19 protein-coding genes are annotated in these 23,417 nt (G+C 69.7%); 9 read left to right on the top strand and 10 right to left on the bottom strand.

Features of this window, described 5'->3' with window-relative positions:
* Nucleotides 1–36: 36 nt before the first annotated feature.
* A complete protein-coding gene (locus AVTE2539_RS10675; protein WP_284410437.1) occupies nucleotides 37–726 on the top strand; it encodes a hypothetical protein in 690 nt (229 codons plus the stop codon).
* 1 nt (nucleotide 727) lies between these two features.
* On the opposite strand, the gene AVTE2539_RS10670 is transcribed toward AVTE2539_RS10675, so the two are convergent.
* On the bottom strand, nucleotides 728–1,204 hold the full coding sequence (locus AVTE2539_RS10670; RefSeq protein ID WP_284410702.1) for a PACE efflux transporter: 477 nt from the start codon (nucleotides 1,202–1,204) through the stop codon (nucleotides 728–730).
* 117 nt (nucleotides 1,205–1,321) lie between these two features.
* Between AVTE2539_RS10670 and AVTE2539_RS10665 the strand changes: the two genes are divergently transcribed.
* The gene (locus tag AVTE2539_RS10665) at nucleotides 1,322–2,269 is read left to right on the top strand and encodes a LysR family transcriptional regulator (RefSeq protein ID WP_284410435.1); all 948 of its coding nucleotides are present in this window, start codon (nucleotides 1,322–1,324) and stop codon (nucleotides 2,267–2,269) included.
* Nucleotides 2,270–2,542: 273 nt separating this feature from the next.
* Nucleotides 2,543–3,730 carry a hypothetical protein gene (locus tag AVTE2539_RS10660; RefSeq protein ID WP_284410433.1) on the top strand — a complete coding sequence of 396 codons (1,188 nt, stop codon included), beginning with the start codon at nucleotides 2,543–2,545 and terminating at the stop codon, nucleotides 3,728–3,730.
* A gap of 168 nt (nucleotides 3,731–3,898) precedes the next feature.
* Here the strand turns inward: AVTE2539_RS10660 and AVTE2539_RS10655 are convergent, their stop codons facing one another.
* Complete coding sequence (locus AVTE2539_RS10655; RefSeq protein ID WP_284410427.1) at nucleotides 3,899–4,717, bottom strand: fumarylacetoacetate hydrolase family protein; 819 nt, start codon at nucleotides 4,715–4,717, stop codon at nucleotides 3,899–3,901.
* Between the two features lie 86 nt (nucleotides 4,718–4,803).
* Here AVTE2539_RS10655 and AVTE2539_RS10650 point away from each other — a divergent pair, with 86 nt between their 5' ends.
* Nucleotides 4,804–5,730: a PPK2 family polyphosphate kinase gene (locus AVTE2539_RS10650; protein WP_284410425.1), complete on the top strand. Its 927-nt coding sequence runs from the start codon at nucleotides 4,804–4,806 to the stop codon at nucleotides 5,728–5,730.
* Between the two features lie 166 nt (nucleotides 5,731–5,896).
* Nucleotides 5,897–7,198 carry a Glu/Leu/Phe/Val family dehydrogenase gene (locus tag AVTE2539_RS10645; protein ID WP_284394697.1) on the top strand — a complete coding sequence of 434 codons (1,302 nt, stop codon included), beginning with the start codon at nucleotides 5,897–5,899 and terminating at the stop codon, nucleotides 7,196–7,198.
* 110 nt (nucleotides 7,199–7,308) lie between these two features.
* Here AVTE2539_RS10645 and AVTE2539_RS10640 read toward each other — a convergent pair whose 3' ends face one another.
* A complete protein-coding gene (locus AVTE2539_RS10640; RefSeq protein ID WP_284410423.1) occupies nucleotides 7,309–8,433 on the bottom strand; it encodes a hypothetical protein in 1,125 nt (374 codons plus the stop codon).
* A 219-nt stretch (nucleotides 8,434–8,652) separates the two neighbouring features.
* On the opposite strand from AVTE2539_RS10640, the gene AVTE2539_RS10635 reads away from it, so the two are divergent.
* Nucleotides 8,653–9,183, top strand: coding sequence for a GNAT family N-acetyltransferase (locus tag AVTE2539_RS10635; RefSeq protein WP_284410420.1), 531 nt, complete (start codon nucleotides 8,653–8,655; stop codon nucleotides 9,181–9,183).
* Nucleotides 9,184–9,222: 39 nt separating this feature from the next.
* Here the strand turns inward: AVTE2539_RS10635 and AVTE2539_RS10630 are convergent, their stop codons facing one another.
* On the bottom strand, nucleotides 9,223–10,233 hold the full coding sequence (locus tag AVTE2539_RS10630) for a LysR family transcriptional regulator (RefSeq protein WP_284410418.1): 1,011 nt from the start codon (nucleotides 10,231–10,233) through the stop codon (nucleotides 9,223–9,225).
* 166 nt (nucleotides 10,234–10,399) lie between these two features.
* Here AVTE2539_RS10630 and AVTE2539_RS10625 point away from each other — a divergent pair, with 166 nt between their 5' ends.
* On the top strand, nucleotides 10,400–11,365 hold the full coding sequence (locus AVTE2539_RS10625) for an oxidoreductase (RefSeq protein ID WP_284410416.1): 966 nt from the start codon (nucleotides 10,400–10,402) through the stop codon (nucleotides 11,363–11,365).
* 30 nt (nucleotides 11,366–11,395) lie between these two features.
* On the opposite strand, the gene AVTE2539_RS10620 is transcribed toward AVTE2539_RS10625, so the two are convergent.
* Both AVTE2539_RS10620 and AVTE2539_RS10615 read right to left on the bottom strand, forming a co-directional pair.
* Nucleotides 11,396–13,795 carry an ATP-dependent DNA helicase gene (locus AVTE2539_RS10620; protein ID WP_284410415.1) on the bottom strand — a complete coding sequence of 800 codons (2,400 nt, stop codon included), beginning with the start codon at nucleotides 13,793–13,795 and terminating at the stop codon, nucleotides 11,396–11,398.
* Nucleotides 13,795–14,700 (bottom strand): hypothetical protein, encoded by a 906-nt coding sequence (locus tag AVTE2539_RS10615; RefSeq protein WP_284410413.1) that lies wholly within the window; start codon nucleotides 14,698–14,700, stop codon nucleotides 13,795–13,797. The genes AVTE2539_RS10620 and AVTE2539_RS10615 overlap by 1 nt, the downstream gene beginning before the upstream one ends.
* Nucleotides 14,701–14,970: 270 nt before the next feature.
* On the opposite strand from AVTE2539_RS10615, the gene AVTE2539_RS10610 reads away from it, so the two are divergent.
* Complete coding sequence (locus tag AVTE2539_RS10610) at nucleotides 14,971–16,137, top strand: serine hydrolase (protein WP_284410411.1); 1,167 nt, start codon at nucleotides 14,971–14,973, stop codon at nucleotides 16,135–16,137.
* Complete coding sequence (locus tag AVTE2539_RS10605) at nucleotides 16,019–17,191, top strand: serine hydrolase (protein ID WP_284410408.1); 1,173 nt, start codon at nucleotides 16,019–16,021, stop codon at nucleotides 17,189–17,191. The genes AVTE2539_RS10610 and AVTE2539_RS10605 overlap by 119 nt, the downstream gene beginning before the upstream one ends.
* Here the strand turns inward: AVTE2539_RS10605 and AVTE2539_RS10600 are convergent.
* The 4 genes from AVTE2539_RS10600 to recQ all read right to left on the bottom strand — a co-directional run bounded on the left by AVTE2539_RS10600 (nucleotide 17,188) and on the right by recQ (nucleotide 23,367).
* Nucleotides 17,188–18,903: an SAM-dependent methyltransferase gene (locus AVTE2539_RS10600; protein ID WP_284410406.1), complete on the bottom strand. Its 1,716-nt coding sequence runs from the start codon at nucleotides 18,901–18,903 to the stop codon at nucleotides 17,188–17,190. The genes AVTE2539_RS10605 and AVTE2539_RS10600 overlap by 4 nt on opposite strands.
* A 151-nt stretch (nucleotides 18,904–19,054) precedes the next feature.
* Nucleotides 19,055–20,191, bottom strand: coding sequence for a M15 family metallopeptidase (locus tag AVTE2539_RS10595; RefSeq protein ID WP_284410404.1), 1,137 nt, complete (start codon nucleotides 20,189–20,191; stop codon nucleotides 19,055–19,057).
* Between the two features lie 28 nt (nucleotides 20,192–20,219).
* Complete coding sequence (locus tag AVTE2539_RS10590; RefSeq protein WP_284410402.1) at nucleotides 20,220–21,221, bottom strand: hypothetical protein; 1,002 nt, start codon at nucleotides 21,219–21,221, stop codon at nucleotides 20,220–20,222.
* Nucleotides 21,222–21,492: 271 nt separating this feature from the next.
* Entirely contained in the window at nucleotides 21,493–23,367 is a 1,875-nt protein-coding gene (gene recQ / locus AVTE2539_RS10585) for a DNA helicase RecQ (protein ID WP_284410400.1), read from the bottom strand.
* Nucleotides 23,368–23,417: the final 50 nt, after the last annotated feature.

Below are 23,417 nucleotides of genomic sequence, written 5' to 3'. Positions count from 1 at the left end.
GGCAGCCTCTTTCACTGCACGCTGCCGCGCCACGCCATGAAACCCCTTCCCGACCCCGCACGCCTGTCCCCGCTCTTCGTGGCGGCCACCCTGATCCTGGGCGCCGGCGCGGCCACGGCCCAGACAGCCCCGGCCGCAGCGCCCACGGCGGCATCCCCCGCCGCCGCACCCGCCCAGACCGTGCGCCTGCGCGGCACCATCGAAGCCGCCACGCCCACGTCGCTCACCGTCAAGGAACGCGGCGGGCAGACTGTCACGCTGGCGCTTTCGCCCACGCTGGTGGTGCAGGAGGTCTATCCGATCGCGCTGGCGGACATCCAGCCGGGCAGCTTCATCGGCACGGCTGCGCTGCCCCAGGCGGACGGCACCCAGCGCGCCATCGCCGTCACGGTGTTCCCCGAATCCGCGCGCGGGGCCGGCGAGGGCCACCGCCCGTTCGACCTGCAGCCCCAAAGCACCATGACCAACGCCACCGTGGCCGACGTGGCAGGCGTGTCCGATGCCGCCGGCGGGGCCGCCAAGGGCCGCACGCTGAAGCTCACCTACCAGGGTGGCGAGAAGACCGTCATCGTGCCGCCCGGCGCACCGGTGGTGACCTTCCGCGGCGGCGACCGCAGCCTGCTGGTGCCGGGCGCCAGCGTATCGCTCACCGCGCAGGAGGTGAACGGCACCCCCACGGTCACGCGCATCAACGCCGGACGCAACGGCTTCGCGCTGCCTTACTGAATCACTGAATCACGGTCTGGGGGGTGGCCTTCGTGGTGGCCTGAACGCCGGACGGTCCCGCCTGGGCCGATGCCGGCAGGCCGAAGATGCGGTCGAAGCCCCAGTTGAAGACGAAGGTGTAGCAAAGAAAGAAGGCGATCAGCCCCAGGTCCATCACGAAGGCCTGCCACAGGCTGACCTTGAACCACCAGGCGAACAGCGGCACCAGGGTGAAGACCAGGCCGCCCTCGAACCCGATGGCATGGGCGATGCGGCGCGCCGTGCTGCGCCCGCGCACCGGCTGGCGCGCCTCCCAGCGCTCGAACGCCCAGTTGAACACGAGGTTCCACACCACCGCGATGGCCGAGGCGGCCACCGCGACCACGCCCGAATGCCCCGGCCCCTGCCCCGTGAGCCACGCCAGCGCCGCCGTGGCGGCCACGATGGCGATGAGCTCGTACAGGGTGACGTAGAGAACGCGGCGCCGCAGGCCTTGCAGGCCGGTGGGGCGGTGGGTAGCTGGGGCGGTTTGCGTGGACATGGGGCCACTGTATGTGCGCTCGGCTGATACATAAAGTCAGCTTGTTTCAGTTTTATTGATAGATACTCCGGCCCCATGGCGTTTTCTTCCGACAGCGTGCAGGTGTTTCTGGCCGTGCTGGACCAGGGCTCGTTCTCGGCCGCGGCGCGGGCGCTGTCGCGCGTGCCCTCGGCCGTGAGCATGACCATCGCCCACCTCGAAGCCGAGCTGGCCGTGCCGCTGTTCGACCGCACCGGCCGCGAGCCTCGCCCCACCGCCGCGGCCCGTGCGCTGGAGCCCCAGGCGCGGCTGCTGGCGGCGCAGCTCAAGCAGCTGAACGCGCAGGCGCTGGCCCTCACCCAGGGGCTGGAGGAACGCCTGACCCTGGCCATCGCGCCCGAGCTGCTGGCCGCCCACTGGCGCAGCCCGCTGGCGGCCCTGGCTGAGGAGCACCCGCTGCTGCAGGTCGAGGTGCTGGCCGCGCCGCAGGCCGATGCGCTGGCGCTGCTGCACGCCGGGCGCGCGCAGCTGGCGCTGGTGTTCGAGCGGCCCAGCATGGACGGGCGCGAGGGCTTCCAGGAGGTGGGCAGCGAAATCCTGGTCGCCGTGATGGCGCCGGGCCACCCCGTGCTGGCCGCCGCGCAGGCCGCGGCCGCGGAGCGCGGCGAGCCCCCCGCCGCCGCCCTGCTCCGCGAGGAGCACCTGACCACCACGCGCCAGATCGTCGTGGCCAGCCGCGACCTGGCGCAGACCGATCCGCGCTTCGTGTTCGCGCGCCACCACTGGCGCACCGACAACCACCTGGCCGCGCTGGGCCTGATCGAGGCGGGCCTGGGCTGGGGCTGGCAGCCGCGCGCGCTGGTGCAGCCGCGCATCGCGGCGGGCTCGCTGGTGGAGATGCCCTTCGAGAACCTGAGCAACGGCGTTGCGCTGTGGGTGGACGTGGTGTGGTCCAAGGAGCGCCCGCTGGGCCTGGGCGCGCGGCGCTTCGTGGAGCTGATCGACGGGCAGGCCGCGCGGCCTTTGAGCCAAAACAGGCCTTAGCGCATATTCCACTAGGGCGTATGGCTATATTTTTTATAGCAAATTTAAGCGTCTGAGGATTTCAGTCGCGGGTGTGCGGTAACAAGTTCTTAGGTAACGAAGTGGGTCAACCAGCCTTGTTAATGGAGCAGGTGTAGTGAATATCCAACGCAAAAGAAAACCAATTTATGGAACCGCACCGATAACGAGCGTAGCAGTTCGTATACCAGATTAAAGACAGGTTGCCAGTACGATATAACGCCTTAGAACAACTTCCTCTTAACAGATCAAAAAATGAACTCTTATCCCACTGATCGCGCAGACCCATCCGTTCTTGCGCAAAAGACAGAAGCAGTGCTAAACGGGTTTTGGGGGCTGCAGACAGCGCTAGGAAATCCACATTTGCCAAAAGCCGTTGCGGACCCAGCAAGTTTTATGGCAAATCGATACAACGCATTTCAACAAACAGTAATTCGTGAGGATTGGCTTGATGCCGCAGTGGAGGCGGCATTGGCCATTGCTAACTGTGGTTTAAACATAAATTTCGCGCTTTTGGCCTCCCCCTCTTTTGCCAACAAAGGGAATGCTGAGCGAGAACAACTAAAAAATATTTCCGAGGATCTAAAAAACTATTGCGAAGCGCATGCAATCGACGTAACGAGCCTGATGGGAAACCCGACCCTAACAAATGCTCCATCGCTAAATTCCGATTCACCTGAAAAAAATGATCGCCTTTTGCGGGACGTGACCGAGGCTCAGGCGAGGCTAGAGACAACCGATAGGCAAATGTTAGCAATGGAAGCGAGGCTAAAAGCTCTAGCCGATACCGCTGATCGTGCGGTGCAGCGTGTAGAGAATGATGTGTCCCACCAATCAGAAGTGGTGCGCAAACATTTGGAGGGGCAACTCGTAGACCTCGAACGGCGGTTCAGTGATGCCTTACGGGCGGTTTCGGAGCGCTCAGAACATTTTGTGGTCTACGAAAAAAAGGCAGAGTCGATATTAGATGCGATGGCCAACAGAGTTCTATCCCACGGTTACGCAGGCAGTGCTGGGAAAGAAGAACGCTCTGCAGATATCTTTCGAGGACTAAGCATCGTGCTTATGTTCGCAACTTTCGTAATCTTGTCTCACACTTTGTATACCCTGGCTGCGTCCCCGGCTGACTGGAAAGATGCAGTCGTGCGCATTATCATTTCGCTCATTATTGCGGTACCTACAGGATACCTTGCAAGAGAGGCAGGAAAGCACAGAGCTCAATCGATAGAGTTACGGCGAACTTCGCTTGATTTTTTAGCACTTACTCCTTATCTAGCGGAGGTCCAAGAACAAAGCGCTCGGGATGCAATAAAGGTCGAGTTAGCAAGAAGAGTCTTTTTTGGAAACGGAAAAGCTGATAGCTCCACCTCTTTTCCTTTAGACGTTCAGGCTCTCGCAAATAAGGTAATTAATTTGACGGCAGAGGTAGTGAAAAAGTCATAACCCAGCCCAGAAGAACTATATGGACGGACTTTCTTCCGCTCCTGAAGCCTATCAAGGCTGTCAGGTTTAAGTGCGACCAAGCCAACCTCCACAGGCTAGGGCCATTAGAGCCCAAGGGCACATTTGCAAGAGCGCTTAATCTGTGGTCGAGACGACAAAAGAACTGCCCTACAGCTGCACGCTCGCGTTGCCGATGCCGTCGAACGCCACCTCCACCGCATCGCCCAGGCGGGCGTTCAGCCGCCCGGCCCAGTTGCCGGTGGTGACCACCGTGCCGGCCGGCAGGGTGCCGAAGTGCTGCGTGGCATGGCGCAGCCACGCGGCCAGCAGCCAGGCGGGATCGCCCAGCGAATGCGTGCCCTGGCGCTCCACCGCGTCCTGGCCCGTGATGCGCACCGTGCAGCGCTGCTGCGCCCAGTCGGGCGGCACGCCGGCATCGAACGGCACCCAGTCGCCCAGCACCAGCGCGCCGTGCGACTGCTGGTCGGCCAGCGTGAGCAGGCCGGCCACCGCGCCGTCCTGGGCCCAGCGCGTTTCCACGATCTCGATCGACACGGCCATCGCGTCGATCAGGTGCGCGCCCTCGCCGTCGGCCAGCCGGGCCGCAGCGGCGGCATCCACCGCCTGGCCCAGCCGCAGGGCGATCTCGGCCTCGATGCCGCGCAGCGCGAACGGCCAAGCCTGCGCCTGGGCCGGATGGGTCCACACGCCCGCCTCGGGCAGCGGGGCGTGGGTCAGCACGGTCGCGCGGTCCGCACCGCCGGATTTCCAGCACCGGGGCACGCCGGTGGACCACCAGCCCAGCGCCTGCGCCACGGCGCCCTGCACGGCATAGGCCGCATCGGCGTCCGGCAGGGCCGCCGCCAGCGGCTGCGCGTCGGCGGGCACGGCAGTGGCGCGGGCCTGCAGCAGGGCCTGCGCGACCGCGGCAGCCCCGGCAACCGGAGGGGAGGAATCGGCGGAATTCACGGCGGGGTCGACGGGCATGGCAGGGCTTTCTCGTTCAGGGGCTCGGGCGATGATTGTGCGGCCCGCGCGACACTACGGACTTTTCCACCCCACCAGGACCCGCCATGGCCGCCAAAGCCCCCGCCCCCGCTCCCCTGACCCCCGACGAGATCGCCCGGCGCCTGGCGCCATGGCAGCCCGCGCCGGCCCACGCGGAGCCGGCCGGCAAGGCCGCGAAGGCCGAGGCCAAGGCAGCGGCGAAAGAAGCCCCCCTGCCCGCCCTGGACCTGGCCCGCTTCGACCCCTCGGCCAAGCCCTTCTCGCAGGGCGACAAGGCCAGCGACAAGGCGCGCGTCGAAGCCCTGGCCCTCGAACTGGACACCCTGCAGGACCTGCTGTACGCCGACAAGCGCTACAAGCTCCTGGTGATCCTGCAGGGCACCGACACCTCCGGCAAGGACGGCACGGTGCGCGGGGTGTTCGGCCGCATGAGCGCGCTGGGCGTGCACGCCGTGGGCTGGAAGGCCCCCACCGACACCGAACGCGCCCACGACTACCTCTGGCGCATCCACCAGCAGGTGCCCGGCGCGGGCGAGCTGACCGTGTTCAACCGCAGCCACTATGAAGACGTGCTGGTGCCCGTGGTGAACGGCTGGATCACACCCGAGCAGCACCGCCAGCGGCTGGCGCACATCAACGACTTCGAACGCCTGCTGACCGAAACCGGCACCGTGGTGGTGAAGTTCATGCTGCACATCAGCCGGGACGAGCAGCGCAAGCGCCTGCAGGAGCGCCTGGACGACCCGGCCAAGCACTGGAAATTCGACCTGGGCGACATCGCCGCGCGCAAGCAGTGGGACGACTACCAGCGCGCCTACGCCACCCTGCTGGCCGCCACGCACACGCCGTGGGCCCCCTGGACCATCGTGCCCGCCGACTCCAAGACCCACCGCAACCTCATGATCGCCACCGTGCTGCGCGAGGTGCTGGCCCGGCTCGGCCTGCGCTACCCCGAAGGCGATCCCGCGCTGGCGGGCATCCAGGTGGAATGAGCCGCGCGACCGCCCGTCGGCCGGCCCTTGAAAAACGGCGTTGCGACCCGTTGCCCAGATTATGCATTTGGCGCATAAACCTGTAACACTCCGGCCTTGGACAGTTGCCGGGGGCAGGCATAAGCTCCGTTGTCTGAACTGATCCCTCCTTCAAGGAAACCCCCTCATGTCGAACACCAACGGCACCCGCACCCAGCACGAACTGCCCTCCTACCTCCAGGCCGACGACCTCGGCCCGTGGGGCAACTACCTGCAGCAGGTGGACCGCGTCACGCCCTACCTGGGCAACCTGGCGCGCTGGGTGGAAACGCTCAAGCGCCCCAAGCGCATCCTGATCGTGGACGTGCCGATCGAGCTGGACAACGGCACCATCGCCCACTTCGAGGGCTACCGCGTGCAGCACAACCTGAGCCGCGGTCCCGGCAAGGGCGGCGTGCGCTTCCACCAGGACGTCACGCTGTCCGAGGTGATGGCCCTGTCGGCCTGGATGTCGGTCAAGAACGCGGCCGTGAACGTGCCCTACGGCGGTGCCAAGGGCGGCATCCGCGTCGATCCCAAGAAGCTGTCGCGCGGCGAGCTGGAGCGCCTGACGCGCCGCTACACCAGCGAGATCGGCCTGCTCATCGGCCCTTCCAAGGACATCCCCGCCCCTGACGTGAACACCAACGGCCAGGTCATGGCCTGGATGATGGACACGTACTCCATGAACACCGGCGCCACCGCCACGGGCGTGGTCACCGGCAAGCCGGTGGACCTGGGCGGCTCGCTCGGCCGCGTCGAGGCCACCGGCCGCGGCGTGTACACCGTGGGCGTGGAAGCCGCCAAGCTGACGGGTCTGCCGCTGGAAGGCGCGCGCATCGCGGTGCAGGGCTTCGGCAACGTGGGCGGCATCGCCGGCAAGCTGTTCGCCGAAGCGGGCGCCAAGGTCGTGGCCGTGCAGGACCACACCGGCACCATCTTCCACCAGGGCGGCCTGGACGTGCCCGCCCTGCTGGAGCACGTCAAGAAGACGGGCGGCGTGGGCGGCTTCGCCGGCGCCGATGCGATCGCCAAGGAAGACTTTTGGGGCGTGGACTGCGAGATCCTCATCCCCGCCGCGCTGGAAGGCCAGATCACCAAGCACAACGCCGGCCAGATCAAGGCCAAGCTCGTGATCGAGGGCGCCAACGGCCCCACGACCACCGAGGCCGACGACATCCTGCACGACAAGGGCGTGCTGGTGCTGCCCGACGTGATCGCCAACGCCGGCGGCGTGACGGTGAGCTACTTCGAATGGGTGCAGGATTTCTCCAGCTTCTTCTGGAGCGAGGACGAGATCAACGCCCGCCTCGTGCGCATCATGCAGGAGGCCTTCGCCGGCATCTGGCACGTGGCGCAGGAACACAAGGTGAGCCTGCGCACGGCCACCTTCATCGTGGCGTGCCAGCGCATCCTGCACGCCCGCGAAATGCGCGGTCTGTACCCCTGACCCGCCTTGGCCCGAGGAGGGTCCGCCGGCCTACCCGGCCGGCGCCCTTCCCTGGAATGGACCGCCAGCGCCCCACCGGGCCTGGCGGTTTTTTCATGCCCGTACGCCGGTCAGGGCGGCGGGCCGGAGCCCTGCGGCGCATCGCCCGCCGGCCGCGCCGCACCAGCCTCGAAGACCCGCAGCGCCACGCAAAAGGGCTGCACGCAGGGCGCCCGGCCCGCGTAGGGGCAGCCCGCCGTGTCGCACGCCTCGCCCTGCCCGCTGCGCCCGGCCTCGTCGTCCTCGGGGCGCCAGCCGCTGGCCTGCAGCGCGGCCATCTGCAGCCAGGGATCGGAGCGCTGCAGGGCCAGCATGTCCCGCCCGTACACCACGGCCGCCGCCTGGGCGTGCGGCGCCAGGTCCAGGGCCAGCAGGGCACTGGTGCGGCTGGCCGCCGCGCCCTCGCCCGACTGCAGCACCAGCGCGAACAGCCCCGACTGCAGCGCCTGCGGGCGACCCGCGAAGACGAGCGGCGGCGAGGCTTCGCCGGGCACCGCCGGGCCGGCCCCTGCCGACGCGGGCGACCCGCCTGCCGCCGCCGACGGCTGTTGCTGCTGCAGCCACGCCGCCGGCACCCGCAGCGTGAGGGCGTAGCCGCGCGGGCCATCGGCCGTTTCCACCACGCCCTGGCGCGCCAGCCAGGTCTGCAGGGGCGGCAGCTCGTCCGCCGCGCCCTGCGCCAGGGCCGCGGGCCACGGCTGCGCCACGGCGACCTGCTGAGGCCGCCCCGTGGGTGCCGTGAGTTGCTGCAGCAGCGCGCCGAGCATCTGGCGCAACGGGGCGCCGACGCCGCTGGTGGGCCAGGGCAGGCCCTGCACGGCGGCCGCGCCCGGTGCCGGTGCGGCACCGGCAAGCCCAGCGGCCGGCGCTGCCGTGGCGGAAGCACCCGGCCCCGGGACGGCCACACGGGCGGCGGATGCCGCGCCCGCCGGCCCGGTCGCCGCGCCCTCCAGGCTCTGGCGGGCCTGCGGAGAAATGCTGACGCGGTCGGCCGGCGCGGGCAGGGGCGGGCGCTGCGCCGTGGGGGGCAGGGGCAACGCGCCGGGCACCGGGGTGCCGCCATCGGCACCTCCCGCCGCGGGCACCCCCGAGGCATCGACGCCGAGCAGGGTGTTCTGCCGCTGCAGCGCCGCTTCCGCCAGCACGCGCGCCACCGGGGCGAGCGGAGCGCGGGGCGGATCGATGGAGGCGGACATGGCGTGGAGCGGGGTGAGGGGTGGGGGTTCGGCCGGCGGTGGGGCGGTGCGTTCGCGGAACTGTGCACCGATTCTGGCGGTTCGCCAACCCGCCTTCGCCGTGCAGGTTGGTATAACGGAACGCATCCCCGCACCGGATCGTTCACCCGCCCCCGGAAGCCGCCGCGACGGCCCGGCCCCCCGGCCCTTCTCGGCCGCCCCGCTTGACCCATGCCCTCCATGCCCCCCGACCTCGACGCCCTGCAGTTGCGCCCCCTCACCCCCGGCGACGCCGCGCCGTTCGCCGCCCTGCGGCTGCGCGGGCTGCGCGAATGCCCGCAGGCGTTCTCGTCCAGCTACGAGGAAGAGGCCGCCACGCCCCTGGCCGACTTCGAACGCCGCCTGCAGCCCCAGCCCGGCCGGGCCGTGCTGGGCGCGTTCGACGGCGGCACGCTCGTCGCCACCGTGGGCATCAAGCGCGAGGACATGCGTCAGCTCTCGCACAAGGCGTTCCTCTGGGGCATGTACGTGGCGCCCGAAGCGCGGCGCCGGTCCGTGGGGCGGCGCCTGCTCCGCCATGCCCTGGACTACGCCGTCGATCCGCTGGGCGTGCGCCAGGTCAACCTGGGGGTGACCGCGTCGAACACGGCGGCGGTGGCGCTGTACCGGGCGCTGGGCTTCGTGGCGTACGGCGTCGAGCGGGAGTACCTTTGCGTCGATGGCCAGTACCACGACGAAATCCTGATGGCGTGCCGGCTGCGCCGCGGCTGACACGGGCGCTGCGCCGAGGGGCAGGCCCCGCCTGGCGCATCACCCCGAGCGGGTCGGCGCCCGGGCGGCAGCGGCTTTCTGGCTTTTCTTCAGCGCCTTCGCGTGCGCCGCGCTGGCCCCCGCCAACTCCTGCGGGCTCAGGCCGAACGCCGGGTTGTCCGCCAGCATGTCCACCGCCAGGTCGATGAAGGCACGCACCCGCGCCGGCTGGGCCGCACGGCTGCCGTAGTAGACGTACAGGCCCAGGTGGTGCGCGACCACATCGGTCAGCACCGGCACCAGCCGGCCGCTGCGCACCAGCGGCGCGGCGGTGGTGCCCACCAGCTGTCCGATCGCGTGGCCGCCCAGCACGGCGCGCGCCTCCAGCTCGATGTCGTTGACGCAGAACGCCGGCGCGACGGCGTGGGCCACGATCTCTTCGCCCACGCGGAACTCCCACGGCATGGGCTTGCCCGTGGCGGGGTGGCGAAAACCGCTGCAGCGGTGCCCGGCCAGGTCTTCGATGCGCAACGGCACGCCATGGCGCGCCAGGTATTCCGGCGTGGCGCACACCACGAGCTGCAGCGCCATCAGGCGCCGCGCGACGACCCCGCCCTCGGGCGGGTAGCCGGAGCGAAAGCCAACGTCCACCCGGTCCTCCACCCAGTTGCCGATGCGGTCGTCCAGCTGCACATCGGGCTCCACTTGCGGATAGCGGCGGCAGAACGCGTCCAACACGGGCCAGATGACCTCCAGCATCATCGACCGCGGCGCGGTGATGCGCAGCGGCCCGGCGATCTCCTCACGCCCGCGCCGCGTGCCGTGCACCGCCCGCTGCAAGGTGGCCAGCCCGGGCTGCGCGGCATCGAGAAACCGGCGGCCCTCCTCCGTCAGGCTGAGGCTGCGCGTGGTGCGGTGGAACAGCCGCACGCCCAGGTGCGCCTCCAGCTGTGCCAGCGCCAGGCTGGCCGCCTGCGGCGTGACGCCTTGTGCCGAGGCCGCCTGGCGCAGGCTGCCGAGTTCGGCGGCTTTCGCGAAGGTGGCGATGGCCCGCAGTTCGTTGATGGCCATGGCATTTCCCCTTGATTGACCGTCGATTGACAAGTATCACTTGCGTATGAATCGAGGGATTATGGGCTAGTGCAATGGCAATGGCGTGCCTAAAGTCCCACCCACGGCAGCCGGATCGACCGGCCTGCCGGACCGAGCAGACACCCATCGACCCGAGGACCTTTCCATGACCGCCACCGCTTCCATTGCCACTTCCGCTTCCACTTCCGCTTCCACCTCCGCTTCGTCGTCTTCCCATCCCCGCGTCTGGCTGATCACCGGCGCCTCGCGCGGCATCGGTGCCCGCATCGCAGAGGCCGCGCTGGCCCGGGGCGATGCCGTGGTGGCCACCTCGCGCAGCGCGCAGTCCGTCACCCAGCGGCTGGGCACCCACGAAGCACTGCTGGCCGTGGCCCTGGACGTGACCGACGAGGCGCAGGCCCGCCAGGCGGTGGGCGCCGCGCTGGAACGCTTCGGCCGCATCGACGTGCTGGTCAACAACGCGGGCTACGGCCTGCTGGGCGCGGTGGAAGAGGCCACCGCCGACGAGGTGCGCAGCCTCTACGACACCAACGTGTTCGGCTTGCTGAACGTGACCCGTGCCGTGCTGCCCACCCTGCGCGCGCAACGCGCCGGCCACGTGATCAACATCTCGTCGCTGGGCGGGGTGCAATCGAGTGCGGGTTTCGGCGTGTATTGCTCGACCAAGTTCGCGGTCGAGGGCCTGACCGAAGCCCTGCACGCCGAGCTGGCACCGCTGGGCATCCACGCCACGGTGGTGGAGCCGGGCTACTTTCGCACCGAATTCCTCGACACGGCGTCGCTGGCGATCTCGCCCCGGGTCGTGCAGGACTACGCCACCAGCGCCGGCGCCGTGCGCGAGGCGGCCCGCCGCATCCACCTGAACCAGCCCGGCGACCCCGTGCGCCTGGCCCAGGCCATCCTGCAACTGGTGGACAGCCCCGCGCCGCCCCTGCGCCTGCCGCTGGGCACCGACACGCTGCAGGCCATTGCCGACAAGCACGCGTTCGTGCAGGCGGAAACCGAACAATGGCGCGCGCTGGCCGCGTCCACGGACTTCCCGGCGAACGCGGCCGCATGCCCCCGGCGGCGCGGCATCATTTGCTACAAATTGAATAGCAATATGCCCTAGAAGAATCTGTGCTGGAGGCCGATTGGAGACCTAACCCTCCACGGCCCACCAGGCCGGCAGCAGCCGCTGCACCTCGGCCCGCGCGAAGCGGTCGTCGATGAGGTGCACCACGCCCTCGTCGCTGGGCGAGCGGATCACACGGCCGGCCGCCTGCACCACCTTCTGCAAACCCGGGTAGAGGTAGGTGTAGTCGTAGCCCGCGCCGAAGAGGGCGTGCATGCGCTGGCGGATCTGCTCGTTCACCGGGTTCATCTGCGGCAGCCCGAGCGTGGACAGGAACGCGCCGATCAGGCGCCGGCCCGGCAGGTCGATGCCCTCGGAGAACGCGCCGCCCAGCACGGCGAAGCCGATGCCCTCGCCGCCCTCGGTGAAGCGCGCCAGGAACTCGCGCTGCCCGGCCTCCTGCATGCGGCGCGACTGCAGCCAGTGCGGCACCTGCGGGTGGCGCCGCGCGAACGCCTCGGCCACCTGCTGCAGGTATTCGTAGCTGCTGAAGAACGCCAGGTAGTTGCCCGGCCGGTCAGCGAACTGCTGCGCCATCAGGTCCGCGATCGGCACGAGCGAGGCGGACCGGTCCGGGTAGCGCGTGGAGATGTGGCGGGCCACGGCCACGCGCAGCTGGGCGGCCTGGAACGGCGAGGCCACGTCCACGCCGGCATGGCCGGCCGGCAGGCCGAGCAGGTCGGCGTAGTAGCGCGCCGGCTGCAGCGTGGCGGAAAACAGCGTGCTGGTGTGCGCCGCCGCGAAGCGCGGCGCCAGGAACGGTGCCGGCACCACGTTGCGCAGGCAGACCACCGAGCTGCCGGGCGCGCCGCCGGGGGCGCGGGCCACGTCCACCATCGAATGCGTGTCCAGGCACTCGGCCAGCCGCTGGGTGTGCAGCAGCTCCAGGTAGAAGGCCTGCAGCGCCGGGTCCATCTGCTCGGGGTGCTCCGCGAAATGGTCGGCCAGGGCGCTGCCGCACTGCTGCAGCGCGGCCAGCAGCGCGACGGGGAAGGCCTCGTGCACGGCGTAGGCCCCCGGCTGCGCCTTGTCCAGCGCCACCCAGGCGCGGCGCACCTTGTCGAGCGCCTTCTTCACCGTCGGCACGCGGGCGGCGGTGTCCGAATGCCGCGCCTGGTAGAGCGAATCGGGCAGCAGCTCGGCCGTGTACATGCGGCGGCCGCGCTCCAGGAGGTTGTGCGCCTCGTCCACCAGCACCGCCACGCGCCACTGGTTGGCCTGCGCCAGGCCGTGCAGCAGCGCGCCGGCATCGAAGTAGTAGTGGTAGTCGCCCACGACCACGTCGGCCCAGCGGGCGAGTTCCTGGCCCAGGTAGTAGGGGCACACGCCGTGGGCCAGGGCGGCCTCGCGCACGTGGGCCTGGTCCAGCAGGGGCCGGTCGCCGCCGCCAGCCGTGGGCGAAAGCGCCGCCGCGCGCGCGGCCGGCAAACGGTCGTAGAAACCCCGGGCCAGCGGGCACGACTCGCCGTGGCAGGCCTGCCCGGGATGCTCGCAGGCCTTGTCGCGCGCGATCAGTTCCAGCACGCGCAGCGGCAGGCGGCCGGCAGGCGCCGGGGCCTGTGCGCCATCGCCCCCCGGCGCAGCGGCCGGGTCCGCCACCGACTGCGCCGCGGCGATGCGGGCCAGCGCATCCAGCGCCACCTGCCGGCCCGAGGTCTTGGCGGTGAGGAAGAACACCTTGTCCAGCCGCTCGCCCGGCGCCGCCTTGAGCAGCGGGAACAGCGTGCCCACCGTCTTGCCGATGCCGGTGGGCGCCTGCGCCAGCAGGCAGCGCCCGGCGGTGGCGCTGCGGTACACGGCCTCGGCCAGGGGCCGCTGCCCGGTGCGAAAGCCTCCGAACGGAAACACCGCCGCGCGCAGCGCCGCATCGCGTGTGGCGCGGTGGGCCGCTTCCTGCTCGGCCCAGCCGAGAAAGCGCTCGCACTGCGCCTCGAAGTGGGCGCGCAGGGCGTCGGCCGTACAGGGCTCGACCAGCACCGTCTCCTGCTGGCTGCCGATATCGAAGTACACCAGGGCCACGTCGATCCGCGCGAGCTGCCGCGCCTGGCACAGCAGCCACCCATAGACCCTGGCCTGCGCCCAATGCAGCGCGCGGTGCGAGTCGGGCTGCCGGTCCAGCCGGCCCTTGAAGGTCTTGACCTCGTCCAGCCGGCCCTTGAAGGTCTTGACCTCGTCCAGCCGGCCCGCGGCGGGATCGAATCCGTCGGCCCGGCCGCGCACATGCAGGTGGCGGTAGTGGCCCTCCAGCGCCACCTCGCTCTCGTAGCCCGGGCCGGCGCCCGCACCCCGGCCCGCCATGCGCCGCTGGGCCACGGTGGCATGGCCGGCGATGCCTTCGAGCGCGGTGGGCGCGGGGGTGAAGCGCAGGTCCAGATCGCCCTGCTTGGCCGTGAACTCGCACAGCTCGCGCACGGCCACGGTGTACATCAGGCCGCGCCCTCGCAGGGGCCCGGCGCCGGCCCCCGGGCCGCCTCCCGCGAAAGGTCGGCGTCCTCCAGGCCGGCCAGCCCCTCGCCCAGCAGCCCCTGCGCCGGCTCGCCCTCGCTGCGCAGCGGCGTGGCCTTGCACAGCGCCATCCAGACGGCGAACGGCAGGCTGCAGCCCGCGTGGCGGGCGGGGCGCAGCAGCTCAAACCGGCCGTGGTCGATCTCGCCGTGCAGCACCCACACGCCGAACTGCTCGGGAATCTCCTCGGGCGCGGCCACGCCGGCCGGGAACACGTAGTAGCACTCCTCGCACAGCCACTGGTAGGCCTGGCGCTTGGCGCCGTGCCGCAGGTCGGACAGCAGGTCGGCGCGGCTGGCCTTCACCTCGTGCACCATGGGCTGCAGGTAGGCGGGCACGGTGGTGTTGCGCACCGAGAACAGATCGGGCCGCGCCATGCGCCAGACCTGGGCGGCGGCGCGGGCCGGGGGCGCATCGGCCTCGTCGGCCCAAAGCCGCCCCGGTGCCGCGGCACGGCCCGCCACCGGCGTTGCGGCGGGCCCTTCGGCGGCCAGGGCCACCTCCGGGGGCGCCGGCTCGATGGCGGCGCGCAGCGACAGCTCGCGCCAGACGATGCGGCCGGCGCCCAGCAGGTGCTCGGCAAAGCGCTGGGCCAGCCGGTCGTGCGCGCTCAGGGCCCGCAGGCCGCGCTGGCGGGCCTCGGCCAGCCACTGGATGCCCGCGTCCGTCAGGCGCAGCACCGCGTGGCCCTCGGGCGCGGTGTGCAGCGCGACCATGCGCGCCGCCAGCAGGTCGATCTCCAGCGCGTCCTGGCAGGGCCAGCCGGCCGAACGCCAGATCTGCATCAGGCGGGTGCGGTGGGAACGGGTGAGCGTGGGCTCGGGCATGGTGGGGAGGCGGTGGGGGGCCGGGTGCGAAGGTGCGTGCGAGGGTGGGGGTGCGCGAAGGCACTGATTATAAAAACAGTGCCCGCAGCCTGCCATGCGCTCCTGTCCCACACCCACGCCGCACGGGGTGTTACGCCGCCGGGCCGGGGGCCGGTGTACCTTGGCGGCTTCGCATTCCTTCCCGGTTGTCCCCATACGCCACGCATGCCCTCTACCGCCTTCGCACGCTTGCGCCCCATCGCCCTGGCCTGGACCGCAGGGGCGGCATTGATGCTGCCGCCGCCCGCGCTCGCCACGCCGCCCGACCCCTCGCCCCCGGCAACCACCCCTGCGCCGCCCTGGGCCAAGGCCCTGCAGCGCGAGCTGGACCACGTCGCCGCGCACAGCAGCGCGGCCTTCGGCGTGCACGTGCGCGACTTGGACACGGGGCAGTCCTTCTCCTTTCACGGCGAGGAGCGCTGGTACCTGGCCTCGTCCATCAAGGTGCCGGTGGCCATCGCCGTGCTGCGCGGCGTGGAACGCGGCGACTACACGCTGGACACGCCGCTCACCCTGCGCGCCACCGACTACGTGGACGGCGCCGGGCCCGCCAAGAACCAGCCGGTGGGCGCGGCGCTGAGCGTGCGCTGGCTGCTGGAGCAGATGATCGTGTACAGCGACAACACCGCCAGCGACATGCTGATCGACCTCGTCGGCCTGCGCGAGGTGAACGCGCTGGTGCAGTCGGTGGTGCCCGGCGGCTTCGAGCGCATCACGCACCTGGCGGATGTGCGGCGCCAGGCCTACGCCCAGCTCACGCCCGAGGCCGTGCACCTGTCGGGGCGCGACTTCATCGCACTGCACCAGCAGCGCACCGATGCCGATGTGAAGGCCACCCTCGCACGCCTGCTGCGGGTGCCGGCCGATGGCCTTCGGCCCCTGTCGGTGGGCGAGGCCTACGAGGCCTACTACGCCAGCGGGCTCAACTCCGGCCGGCTCGATGCGTACGCCGAACTGCTCGCGCAGCTGGTGGAAGGCAAGCTCCTGGAGCCGCGCCACACGGCCTACCTGCTGGGCGTGATGGAACGCGTGAAGACCGGCCCGAACCGCATCAAGGCCGGACTACCCACCCGTGCGCGCTTCGCCCACAAGACCGGCACGCAGCGCGCCCGAACATGCGACTCGGGCCTCGTGACGGTGCCGCGCCTGCCGACAGACCGGCGCGTGATCGTGGTGGCCTGCACGCGCGGCGAACTGTCCACGGCCCGGTCCGACCGCACGCTTCGGCAGGTCGGCATCGCCCTCTGCCAGTCGGGCCTGTTGTCGGATGGAAAACCCCATGAAACTCCCTGCCAAACCGTGCCGAGCCGCGCCGCGGCCCCTTCCGGCACCACGGGCCCGGGGGGCCACCCTGGCCCTGCTGGTCCTGGCGCTGGCGTGGACGACGACCCACCCTGAGCCCGCCCATGCCGCGCCCGCCTGGGCCGATGCGCTGCGACAGCAGGTGGAACGCATCGAACAGGCCACACCCGGCCAACTGGGCCTGTACGTCAAGCGGCTCGACAACGGCGAGACCTTCGCGCATGCGGCCGACCGGCCCTGGTACCTGGCCTCGTCCGTCAAGCTGCCGGTGGCGATCGCCGTGCTGCAGGAGGCAGAAGCCGGCCGCCTGCGCCTGGACCAGCAACTCGTGGTGCAGGCGCGCGACAAGGTCGACGGCTCGGGCGCCGTGGTCTGGCAGCCCGAAGGCACGCGCCACAGCGTGCAATCGCTGCTGCAGCGCATGCTGATGGAGAGCGACAACACGGCCGCCAACATGCTCATCCGCGCGGTGGGCGAAGACACGCTGAACCAGCGCGCGCAGGCCCTGCTGGGCGGCCGCGGCGTGGGCCGCATCACCAACTTCACCGAGGTGCGCTACCAGGTCTATGCCGAGGCCCACCCCGACGCGCGCCGGCTCTCCAACATGGACCTGGTGCGCATCGCAGGCGCCCCCGTGGGCCCCAAGCGCCTGCAGGCGCTCGCCCGCACGCTCGGCGTGGCGCCCTCCGCGCTGCGCGTGCAGACCCTGGACGAGGCCTACGACCGCTACTACCGCACGAACCACAACACCGCCACGCTGGAGGGCTACGGCGCCATGCTGGAAAAGCTGGTGCGCGGCCAGCTCGTTTCGCCGGCGCACCAGCAACTGCTCTACAAGGACCTGAAGTTCGACACCTACGACGCCTACCGCCTGGAGGCCGGCCTGCCGCGCACCGTGCGGTTCATCCACAAGACCGGCACGCAGCTGCACCGGGCCTGCCACATGGGCGTGATCGACCCGCAGGACAACGGCCGCAACGCCATCGTGGTGGCCGCCTGCGCCGAAGGGCTGGACGAGATGAAGGAGGCCGGCAAGGCCTTCGAACAGGTGGGCCGCGCGATCACGCAGACGATGCTGCAGGACCGGATACCGGCCAAGGGCCGCGGGGCGCCGGCGGGACCCCAGGCGGGAAGCAGGCAGCCGCTCTAAGCCGCCTGCAGCCGCGCGGCGCGCTCTGCGGAGCGCTGCATTTCCGTGGCCCGCAGCGATGCCATCTGGGCCAGGATCTGCTGCTGCTTTTCCAGCAGGCGGGGGCCGTGGATGCCGTGCACGTCGCCCGCCAGGCCCCGCGCCACCGCACCGAGCGCCTTCTCGAAATCCGCGCGCTGCTGCCAGGCATAGGCCAGGTTGAGCTGGGTGCGCGCGTCCTTCGGATCGATGCGCTGCGCCTGGAAGTACGCCTCCTGGGCCTCGCCATGCCGCTCCAGGCAGTAAAGGCAATCGCCCAGGACGTTCCACAGCCAGGCGCTCAGCCACGGGTTGATGTCCAGCGCGCTGCGCGCCAACTCGATGCCTGCGGCGAAGTCACGCAACTGGATGCCCACGAACTCCGCCACCTCGCCCAGCAGCCGCCAGTCCCGCGGATTGCGCGCAATGGCCAGGCGGTAGCTTTCGAGCGCGGCATCCTGCCGGCCGGCCTGCAGATGCCCGCGCGCGTCCTGCGCCGGGCCATCGAAGAACTGCTGCGCATCGGCGCAAAAGCGGTTACTAAACGCCGCAATGGTGCGCTCCTGCTCCGCCTTGACCAACAGGCGGGCATGGATGGCGCGCGTGGCATCGCCCTCCGGCACCACCACGCGCCAGCCGTCGCGGTCGAACAGTTGCCCGAGCAGCGGGAAATTCAGCCCGATCGCGCTGGTCTTGCCGAAGCGCTGGGGCGCCGCCGACTCCGCAGCTGCCTGGGGCGTGCTGGCACCATAGTCGTTGATGAGGATGAATCCCCCGTCCACCAACTGCCCCTGCAGCGTGTGCAGTGCGCCGAATGCCCCGTGGTTGACCAGCAGCTTCGGCACCGGATCGGCCCGCTCCAGCGCCTGCTCGGCAAATGGCGGCAGTTCGCCCTCCAGCGGAAAGAAGTCCACCTCGTAATCGAACAGGCCTGCCAGCGGCAGCAGCAATGCGCGTTGGTCCGGATCGTGGGCATTCGCCAAGGCCCGAATCTCCTCCAGGCCCAAGGGGGTGTACTGGCGCACCAGGTCGGCGTTGTCGGTCAGCCGGGTGCGCACGCGCAGTTCCTCGATGCGTTCCCCCTGGCGGCGCAGCACCGTGGCGGGCAGCACGTCGAGCACGTAGTTGCAGAACACGGCCTGCAGCGCTTGCAGCGACTGGACCCTTCCGTCAGCGAGGCGGATCTCGGTCGGCCGGGTGGCATCGCATCGCGCCATGACCACCTGTGCCCCGAATGCATCGAACATGCGGCGCTCGCGCCACTGCGCCAATGTGCGCTCGGACGCATCGGTGACGAAATACACCAGTTGCCTGTCGAAGGCACGGCCTTCCTGCTGGCACAGCTGATTGAAGGCCTGCAGAAAATAGCGGGCGAACAAGCCGCAGCCCGCGCCCAGTTCGAGCACATGGATCGGGCCGGCCGGCTCGGTCGACATGCAGTGGTTGAACAGCAGCGCAGCCGCGTCTTCCGACAGCCGCCCACTGTTGTTCACCACGAACGGCACTTCGTTCTCGGCGAACGCCAGCAGCCCCGCCCGGGCCCAATGCAGATGGCCCAGGTCCCACTCGATGCTCTCGGCGATGGGCCGGAAACCCTGAAGCTCGTGCGAAGCGACCTTGACGCAAGACAGCACGTCCTGTGGAGAGCGCGGTCCCGAAGGCATCGCGCTGGCGGACTCGGGATTGAAGGGCAAGGGGATGCGCGCGGCACCCTCCAGGGAAAAGTCATTTCTCAAGATAGGGCCCCTCGGGCATGGAATGTCGAACGGCAAAACTTCGCAGGGGCGAAGACGCCTGCAGGTACGGACCGGCCAAGGCACCGAGGCCCGGTCCGGGACCCGTGCATCAGGGCACGGCGGTCCACTTCACCCAGTTGTCATCGGCGGCCTGGAAGTCCGCCTTCAGCGTCTTGCGCATGGCGTCGACCTCGGCCTGCGCAATGTCGGCATCCTTGACCTGCTTTCCGGTGACCGCGGTTCGCGCCTTGGCCAGGTCGGATTTCGTCACCGCCGCGTTGCCGGCCCAGATGGCTTTCGCCGTGCCGACATTCGCCCAGTATTTGCCCTGGGACTGCAGGTCGGCCTGGTAGGCCGCTTTCCAGCGCATGTTGCTCGCGGACACCGCGTTCAACAGCTGGGCCAGCGATCGCTGGTTGCTCACGCCCTTCTGCGCGAACGCCTGCAGATGCACCCGCTCGAAGTTCAGCGGCAGCAGCCCTTCCTTGGCGGCCAGCAGATCGCGCTCGTTCCACCAGCGGGTCGCTTCGCCGGCCTTGGCGGCTTCGAGCCCGTTGAGCCAGTCGGCATCGGTGGCGATCACCCCGTTGCCCTTGACCCACTGGAACCGCCGAAAGCCGATGTCCGCCGCGCGGCCGAAGTTGTGGTTGCTCTCGCCGGGCCCGGCATTGGTCTGCGTCTCTGCCGCCTGCTGGGCGAAGGTGCGGCGGCGGCCCGTGGGCGTGATCCACAGGACGATCTTGTGGGTGTCGTACATCTGCTGCACCAGGTTGGACAGCTTGGCGCGAAAGGTGGGCTCGTACTCCGCATCGCTGGCGATCGCCGCCTTGCTGGTGGCCGCATCCTTGGCATCGGCCGCGATGTACACCGTCTTGGAGCCGGGGGAAGAGCGCATCGCCTGGTGCGTGGCCGGCAGCATGGCATTGATTTTTTGCAACGTCGCGCTGCCAGGGGCGACCAGACCCAGTGTCTCCTGGGCTCCGCCCGCCGCAGCCGGCACGGGTGGTACCGCTGCAGGCCCTTTCGCTGCAGCGGCCTTGGCGACCGGGCTCTGCGCCAGCTTCTGGTCGATCTGAAAGCGTTCGATCGCCGCGCGGGTCTGCCCACCGTAGCTGCCGTCGTAGTCCACGCTGAGGTAGGGCGCATTCTTGGCGTCCTTGATGACCCGTAGCATGGCTTGCAGAAGTGCCACGTCGTGGCCCTGGTTCTTGGCGCCTTCTCCGACGCTGTCCTTGATGTCCGGCATGGTGCTCCCTCGGTGCGATGGTTCGGGCTTAGGGGTTGGAAGATGAACGCGGCGACAGGCGACTGAGCAGATGCTGCCGTGCCTGCAGGCCTGGCTGGCAGTGTCCCAGGCGCGCCGCCTCTGCACTGGCCTGCTCGGGTGCCACCGCCAGTGCGATCAGCGCGTAGCGGTGGGGCACCCGCCCTTTGCCAGGCCAGGTGTCCACCACGCCATATCCCGCGAAACAGGCCGATGCGGCGCGTGCAGCGCGGGCCGCACGGACGGTGGGATACGAACCCGCCACCACCGCTTGCACGGCGGCCAGAGACGGTTCTTCGGAAAACACCTGCCGTTTGGCGTTCCACGCCAGGCGCTGGGCGGACACCTTGTCGGCCGCATCGTCATCGGGGGAAAAGAACACGGAAAGGTACATGGGCGCATGGCCTGGCGTGGCGATGACCTGGGACACGTAGGGCCCCTGAGGTTCGCTGCGCGACCAGGCCGTCTTGAGAGCGCCCTGCGCCGCCACGTACAGCGCGTGGCGGCGCTTGGGGTGGTCGAAACCGGCCATCTGCGTGACCAGCAAGGCGCGCGCACCAGAGGGCTTGCCCGGCTCCACCGGCACGGCGCTGGCCGACGCGGTGACCGTGCCTTCCTCTTCCCCGGTCGACCAGACGCGGGACGCGGCGGTGTTTGCCAGAAACGGGCCGGTTCCCGGCTGCGGGGCGTCCAGCGGCTGCGCGGGCGCTGCAGAGGCAGGCCACTCCAGCGCCGCGGCCCCCAGTACCGACACACCCGCACCGCCTTCGGCCAGCGGCTCCCCGGCCCCGGACAGCAGGCGAACCTCGAAAGCACAGGCCGCATCCTTGCATGCGGCAAGGGAAAGCTCGTAGCCCTGCCGCACCCCAGGCGCCGGCTGGCCATTCACCGGGAAAGACTCCAGCACCTGGCGAGAGGAAGGAACGTCGTTCTGTGCGGAGGCGGCATTGGCCACCCCTGCCAGCAACAGGAAGGACGCCAGCACCCCCAGCGCCCGGGTGGCGGCGGGCACGCCAACCGACGGGCAGGCACTGCGACATGACGATGAGGGGGAAACCATGGACATCCGCCTAGAAAAAGAAGGAAACACGGTGCGCTGGCCCCAAGGAAGGACAGGCAAAGCATGCGCGCGCCAGGCCATGCGCTTCGGGCAAGACCGGGGGCCATGGCAACGCCCGGCGCAGCGTTCGAGAGCGAACGCCGGCGGATGGTACCGGGCGCGTTACACCTGATCCAGTCTTCTTACGAGCTGAATCAATTAAGGCCGCAGTGTCAGGCGGGTGTCATCCAACGGTGCTCTCGCCCTGCCCGCAAACCCGCAGCACCTCGGCCCCATACGCCTCCATCTTCTTGGCGCCCATGCCGCTGATACCCTGCAGATCGTCCAGCGTGGACGGGTTGCGTTCGGCGATCGCGGCCAGCGTGGCGTCGTGGAAGATCACGTAGGCGGGCAGGTTGTGCTCGCGCGCGACCTCGGCGCGCCAGGCCTTGAGGTTGATGAAGCGCACCTGCGCGTCCGGCCCCAGGTTGGCCGCGGCGGCCGGTGGGGCGGCGCTGCGGCGCGTGCGCCGGGCCGGCGTGGCGGCCGTGGATTCGCGCAGCTGCACCGGCGTCTGGCCCTTGAGCACCGGGCGCGATCCGTCGGTGAGGCTGAGCGTGTCGAAGCTGTGACCGCTCTCCAGCATCACCTTGTGCAAGCCCACGGCGCCGGTGGCCAGCAACTGGCGCAGCACGCCGCGCAACTGCGCCTCGGAGTAATCCTTGCCCAAGCCGAAGGTGGAGAGCTGGTCGTGGCCGAACTGCTTGACCTTTTCGGTGTCCTTGCCGCGCACGATGTCCATGATGTGCCCGGTGCCGAAGGTCAGGCCGCTGGCCTCGTGCACGCGGTAGATGGTGGACAGCAGCTTGCGCGCCGCATCCGTGCCATCCCACACCGCGGGCGGGCTGATGCAGTTGTCGCAGTTGCCGCAGGGCTCGGACGGCTCGCCGAAATAGCCCAGCAGCCGCACGCGCCGGCAATCGGTGGCCTCGGCCAGGGCCAGCAGCGCGTCGAGCTTGCCGCGCATGACCTGCTTGAATTCCTCGCCCGCCGGGCTTTCGTCGATCATGCGGCGCTGGTTCACCACGTCCTGCAGGCCGTAGGCCATCCAGGCATCGGCCGGCAGGCCGTCGCGGCCGGCGCGGCCGGTTTCCTGGTAGTAGCCCTCGATGTTCTTGGGCATGTCCACGTGCGCGACGAAGCGCACGTCGGGCTTGTCGATGCCCATGCCGAAGGCGATGGTGGCCACCATCACGATGCCATCCTCGCGCAGGAAGCGGTCCTGGTTCTGCTGGCGCACCTCAGGCGGAAGACCGGCGTGGTAGGGCAGCGATTTCAGGCCCGCATCCACCAGCGCGGCGGACATCTCTTCGACGCGCTTGCGTGACTGGCAATAGACCACGCCCGCGTCTTCGGGGTGTTCGCGCTCGATGAAGCGCAGCAGCTGCGCGAGCGGCTCCTTCTTTTCTTCGATGCGGTAGCGGATGTTGGGCCGGTCGAAGCTGCTGACGAAGTGCTGCGCGCCTTCCAGTTGCAGCCGCTCGACGATGTCGGCCCGCGTGAGCGCATCGGCCGTGGCGGTGAGCGCGATGCGCGGCACGCCGGCATAGCGCTCGTGCAGCACGGTGAGCGCGCGGTATTCGGGACGGAAGTCGTGGCCCCACTGGCTCACGCAATGCGCCTCGTCGATGGCGAACATCGACAGTTGCCCGCGCTGGTGCAGCCCATCGAGCAGTTCCAGGAATCGCGGCGTGGTCAGCCGCTCGGGCGCAGCGTAGAGCATGGTGATGTCGCCACGCGCCACGCGCCGCTCCAGGTCCTGCGTCTGCTGCCAGTCGAGCGTGGAATTGAGGTAGGCCGCATCGACGCCCGCCTCGTGCAGCGCGCCCACCTGGTCGTGCATGAGCGCGATGAGCGGCGAGACGACGATGGCCACGCCCTGCCCCGCATCGCGCCGCACGATGGCCGGCACCTGATAGCACAGCGACTTGCCGCCGCCCGTGGGCATCAGCACCAGCGCATCGCCGCCGGCGATCACGTGCTCGACGATGGCCTGCTGGGGGCCGCGGAACTGGTCATAGCCAAAGACGTCGTGCAGAACGAAATGCGCGGGGGACAAAATCGAATACTCTCTTTTTGATAGCAGATCGCCCTAGTGGAATATGCACT

Source organism: Acidovorax sp. SUPP2539, from assembly GCF_030158975.1.
In the GTDB taxonomy this organism is placed as follows: domain Bacteria; phylum Pseudomonadota; class Gammaproteobacteria; order Burkholderiales; family Burkholderiaceae_C; genus Paracidovorax.
This window is presented reverse-complemented; position numbering and strand designations above follow the sequence as displayed.